Here is a 4,893-nt window from a genome sequence, read left to right as displayed (position 1 = left end):
AAGATCGCGGCCAGCGGCCTGACAGTCAGCCAGCTGATCAAGACCGCCTGGGCCTCGGCGAGCACCTTCCGCAAGTCCGACTTCCGCGGCGGCGCCAATGGCGCGCGCGTCCGGCTCGCCCCGCAGAAGGATTGGGAGGTCAACGAACCGGCGATGCTCGCCAAGGTGCTCGATACGCTCGACGGTCTGCGCGGCAATCTGTCGCTGGCCGATGCGATCGTGCTCGGCGGCGTGGTCGGGCTGGAGAAAGCGGGCGCCACCGATGTGCCGTTCACCGGCGGCCGCGGCGATGCGACCGCCGAGCAGACCGACGCCGACAGCTTCGCGGTGATGGAGCCCGAGGCCGACGCCTTCCGCAATTATGTCGGCAAGAAGAAGCTGGCGGTGAAGATCGAGGAAATGATGCTCGATCGCGCATCGCTGCTCGGCCTGTCGGTGCCCGAAATGATCGTGCTGATCGGCGGCCTGCGCGTCCTCGGCGCCAATCACGGCGAGCGCGGGCACGGCCATTTCACCAAGCGCTCGGGCCAGCTGACGAACGATTTCTTCGTCAACCTGCTCGACATGACCAATGTGTGGAAGGCGGTCGACGGCTCGGACGATCAGGAATATGTCGCGACCGACCGCAAGGGCGGCGGCGAGACGTGGCGCGCCACCCGCGCCGACCTGATCTTCGGCTCCAACGCCGAACTCCGCGCGGTCGCCGAGGTCTATGCCGAGACCGGCCATGAAGAGAAGTTCGTGAAGGACTTCGTCAAAGCCTGGACCAAGGTGATGAACGCCGACCGTTTCGACCTCGCCTGATCTTCTGGCGCCGCTGTCCCCGCATCATGCCGCGGGGCGGCGGCGGCCGCAAAGACGACGGGTCGCGAACCCGCTCCCGGGGACATGGGCCCGGGAGCGGGTTCATATTTGCGCAGGAACGTCATTCGCCGTTAGGGTGTTTCTTCAACCTGAAGAGGAAGAGCGCGCGGTTATGAGCGAATTGACCATCTGGACCTATGACTGGGTCCCTGAAGGCCCTCGTGGGTTCGTGCGCGACCTCAGGTTGCGGTGGGCGTGCGAGGAAGCCGGTTTCGACTATGCGGTCGGTACGATTCCGTTCGAGGACCGCGAGACCAATCATCTGGAGCATCAGCCGTTCGGCCAGATCCCGTTTCTGAAGGACGGAGAAGTCGAGCTGTTCGAAAGTGGCGCCGGGCTGCTGCATCTCGCCCGGAAAAGCGACCGGTTGATGCCGCGCGATCCGGTCGGGGAAGCGGAAACATTGCAATGGACGTGCGCCGCGCTCAATTCGATCGAGATGGTCACCGTGCCGTGGTGGTTCCTCAAGATTTCCGGTGACGATGACAATGCTCTGGCCGGTTGGGCGGGCAAACGCCTCGACCAGCTGGAAAAAGTGCTGAGCGAGCGGGAATGGCTCGCAGCCGGCCGCTTCACCGTCGCCGATCTGTTGATGGCGGACGCGCTGCGCGTCCCCACCGTCCGCGCGTACGGCGACCGGCCCGCGGCAGAGGCCTATGTGGAACGCGTGACCGGGCGAGCCGCCTTCAAAAAGGCCGAGGCCGACCAGATCGCTCATTTCAGGGCCGCGGACCGGGCAAGAGCCTAAAGGGTCGCTTTCGCAGGCCGACGCCCGCTAGTGCGCGTCCTGTGGTGCCGGACCGCCGATCGGCGGCGGCTTGCAGAAGGGCACCATCACCAGCGCGACCAGAAACAGATAGGCCATGACGCGAAAGACGTCATCGAACGCGAGCGTCAGCGCTTCGCGCCCGACGATGCGCGCCAGCGTCGATTCTGCCATCTGCGCCGCAAGTGCCGGGTCGGTGACATAATGGCCGATATGCTGCGCGAGCCCGGCCGCGGCCTCGTTCGCCGCTTCGCTCGACCGGCCCAGCGCTTCCGAGAGGCGCAGCACGTGGATGCGGAGGTTGTCGCCGAGCCAGGTGTTGACGAGCGCGATGCCGATCGCGCCGCCGAGGTTGCGCATCAGATTGAACAGCCCCGACGCATAGCGCAGCTCGGGCCCTTCGAAATTGCCGAGCGCGAGGCCGACCGAGGGGACGATGCAGAGCATGATCGCGAAACTGCGCACGACCTGCGGCCAGAACAGCGCGGCAAAGCCCCATTCGGGGGTCATGAAGCTGAACATCCAGAGCCCGAGCGCGAACAGGCTGAGCCCGAAAGTGATGACGATGCGCTGGTCGACCTTTTGCGACAGCGCGGCGGCGATCGGTACGCCGAGGAGCTGCGCGAGGCCCGAGACGAAAACCGTCGTGCCGATCTCCGCCGCATTATAGCCCTGCACGCGGCCCAGGAAGATCGGGACGAGATAGGTGCTCGCATATAGGCCAAACCCGATCACGAGGTTGAAGACGCAAGCGAAGACGAAGGTCGGCTTGCGAAAGGGCGTCAGCTTCACGATCGGCCCGTCCGAACGGAACGAGCGTTCGAGGAAGAGACCGAAGGCGACGAACGACAGCCAAGCGCCGATCGTGATCGACGGTTCGCTGAACCATTCATGCTTAGGTCCTTCCTCGAGCACGAATTCGAGTCCCGCAAGAAACACCGCCATCGATGCGAGATGCACCCAGTCGATCCGGCGCAGCATCGGCAGGTTCGGCTTGTCGATGCGGACGAGCGCGAGGATCGCGAGCGTGACCATCGCGCCGGGAGCCACGTTGATGAAAAAGACCCAGCGCCAGCCCATCGCGTCGGTGATCCAGCCGCCGACCGTGGGCCCGAGCGTGGGCGCGAGCACCGACACCATGCCGAGGATCGCGGGGATCATCGCGCGCTGCTTGCCTTCGAACAGCATATAGCCTGTCGCGAACACCGTCGGGATCATGGCGCCACCGACGAAGCCCTGCACCGCGCGGAACAGGATCATCGATTCGATGCTCCACGCAAGGCCGCAAAGGACGCTCGCGATCGTGAAGAGGCCCGCCGATGCCGCGAACAGCCAGCGCGTCGACAGCGCTTGCGCGAGGAAGGCGGAGAAGGGGATCATCACCAGTTCGGCCATCAGATAGGCAGTCTGCACCCAGCTGATCTCGTCGGGTCCGGCGCTGAGGCCTGCCTGCACTTCGTTCAGCGACGCGGCGACGATCTGGATGTCGATCAGCGCCATGAACTGGCCGAACGCCATCACCGCAAAAATCAGATATTTCTGCGCGTCGGGCATCGCCGCCGGGTTGAACGGCGCGTCGGACGGAGCGGCGCTGGCGCCGGGGGTAAGCGGGATGGAGGCCATGGGTCTTGTGTCCTGTCGTCTTTATATTATATGCGTCATATAAAAGGAGACGCAAGTGCGCTATTCAACCGAGCACAAGGCAGAGACGCGTGAGCGCGTGCTGAAAGAGGCGGCGAAGGAAATTCGCGAGCGGGGGCCTGACAATGTCGCGGTTGCGGGCGTGATGGCGCGCGCGGGGCTGACTCACGGCGGTTTTTACGCGCATTTCGGGTCGAAAGACGCGCTGGTTAACGAAGCAATCGGGACGATGTTCGCCGACGCGCGTGCCCGCACCGAACGGATCGATGCAAATGGCGATCCGCGCGCGGTGCTGCGCGCCTATGTCGATTTTTATCTGTCGGCGAAGCATCGCGACAGCCGCGACCGGGGGTGCCCGTTGCCGACGCTGTCCGGCGACTTCGCGCGCTCGCAGCCTGCGACGCGTGAACGTTTCGGCGCTGGGGTCGAGGGGATCGCGAGCCGGCTCGCGGTGCCGCTGGCAACGCTTGGCTATGCGGACGCGCAGGCGGAATCGCATGCCTTGTTGGCGCAGCTTGTCGGCGGGGTCGCTCTGGCGCGCGCGGTCGGCGATCCGGCGCTGTCGGATGCGATGCTTGCCGACACGCACGCGAGCATCGTGGCGCGCTATGGGCTGGAGAGTGCGCAATGACGCTCGCGAAGGTGCAGGGGCTGATCGCGACGGGCGGACGCCCACCGATTGGCGAGACGCTGGGGTTCCAGCTTGTCGATGCGGGCGAGGGCTGGGCGGCGTTCGAGGGCGTACCCGGACCCGAGCATTTCAACCCGATGGGCTTCGTCCACGGCGGCTATGCCGCGACTTTGCTCGATTCGGCGTGCGGCATCGCGGTGGTCACCAAGCTTGCCGACGATCAGGCGATGACGACGCTCGAACTCAAGACCAGCTATCTGAAGGCGATAACGGGGACGACGGGCAAGGTCCGCGCCGAGGGGCATGTTATTTCGATCGGCCGCCGCGTCGCCTATGTCGAGGCGAAGCTGACCGATGCGGACGGGCGCATCCTCGCGACCGCGACCTCGACGCTGCTGGTGATCCAGCAATGAATGTGCAGGCCGCCATCGAGGTCGAAGCGCCGGCGCGCCGCCGCATTGCGCTTCCCAAAAAGGCGTGGAAGATTGGACTGATCGCGCTTGTGATCGCAGCCATCGGTATCTGGTGGCTGCTCGCGCCGCGCACGGTGGAATCGACCGACAACGCCTATCTGCAGGCCGACGCGAGCGAGGTCGCGCCGCGCGTCGGCGGGCTGGTCACCGCGGTGCTGGTGAAGGACAATCAGACGGTGAAGGCCGGCGACCCGCTCGTCCGCATCGATGTGCGCGACTATGACTCGCGGCTGATGGCGGCCGAGGCTGCGGTTGCCGACGCCGATGCGCAGGTCGCGACCGCGCGCGCGACACTCGCTTCGCTGGGAGCCGAGCAGAAGCTTGCGGCGGCGCAGATCCGGTCGGTGAATACGCAGATCGCTGCGGCCGATGCGGAATATGCGCGCGCGGTCGAGGACCGGCGGCGTTACAATGCGCTGCTCGTCGACGGGTTTGTGACGAAGCGCGACGCCGAACAGGTGTCGGCGACTGCGGTCGGCGCAGCGTCGGCGGCGCAGCGTTCGCGCGCCGACCTTGGC

Annotated in this window: 6 protein-coding genes; 5 read left to right on the top strand and 1 reads right to left on the bottom strand. The window is 65.7% G+C overall.

Going from position 1 to position 4,893, the window contains the following annotated elements; all coding sequences use genetic code 11:
- A partial coding sequence (locus VN047_RS00510) for a peroxidase family protein (protein ID WP_325538950.1) occupies window positions 1–804 on the top strand: 804 nt, incomplete at its 5' end.
- Between the two features lie 172 nt (window positions 805–976).
- Entirely contained in the window at window positions 977–1,612 is a 636-nt protein-coding gene (locus tag VN047_RS00505; protein ID WP_325538949.1) for a glutathione S-transferase family protein, read from the top strand.
- A 27-nt stretch (window positions 1,613–1,639) separates the two neighbouring features.
- On the opposite strand, the gene VN047_RS00500 is transcribed toward VN047_RS00505, so the two are convergent.
- Window positions 1,640–3,253: a DHA2 family efflux MFS transporter permease subunit gene (locus VN047_RS00500; protein WP_325538948.1), complete on the bottom strand. Its 1,614-nt coding sequence runs from the start codon at window positions 3,251–3,253 to the stop codon at window positions 1,640–1,642.
- A gap of 55 nt (window positions 3,254–3,308) precedes the next feature.
- On the opposite strand from VN047_RS00500, the gene VN047_RS00495 reads away from it, so the two are divergent.
- The 3 genes from VN047_RS00495 to VN047_RS00485 all read left to right on the top strand — a co-directional run.
- The gene (locus tag VN047_RS00495; protein WP_325538947.1) at window positions 3,309–3,902 is read left to right on the top strand and encodes a TetR/AcrR family transcriptional regulator; all 594 of its coding nucleotides are present in this window, start codon (window positions 3,309–3,311) and stop codon (window positions 3,900–3,902) included.
- Window positions 3,899–4,315 carry a PaaI family thioesterase gene (locus VN047_RS00490; RefSeq protein WP_325538946.1) on the top strand — a complete coding sequence of 139 codons (417 nt, stop codon included), beginning with the start codon at window positions 3,899–3,901 and terminating at the stop codon, window positions 4,313–4,315. Before VN047_RS00495 ends, VN047_RS00490 begins: the two co-directional genes overlap by 4 nt.
- A partial coding sequence (locus tag VN047_RS00485) for a biotin/lipoyl-binding protein (protein WP_325538945.1) occupies window positions 4,312–4,893 on the top strand: 582 nt, incomplete at its 3' end. The genes VN047_RS00490 and VN047_RS00485, both read left to right, overlap by 4 nt.

This window comes from Sphingopyxis sp., from assembly GCF_035565275.1.
Classification (GTDB): domain Bacteria; phylum Pseudomonadota; class Alphaproteobacteria; order Sphingomonadales; family Sphingomonadaceae; genus Sphingopyxis.
The sequence above is the reverse complement of the archived record's forward strand: the minus strand, read 5'-3'. Positions and strand labels throughout refer to the sequence as shown.

What these genes read in the sequence shown, in the direction of transcription:
- VN047_RS00505 (WP_325538949.1), top strand. Translation starts at nt 977, where the DNA reads ATGAGCGAATTGACCATCTGGACCTATGACTGGGTCCCTGAAGGCCCT.
- VN047_RS00500 (WP_325538948.1), bottom strand. Translation starts at nt 3,253, where the DNA reads ATGGCCTCCATCCCGCTTACCCCCGGCGCCAGCGCCGCTCCGTCCGAC.
- VN047_RS00490 (WP_325538946.1), top strand. Translation starts at nt 3,899, where the DNA reads ATGACGCTCGCGAAGGTGCAGGGGCTGATCGCGACGGGCGGACGCCCA.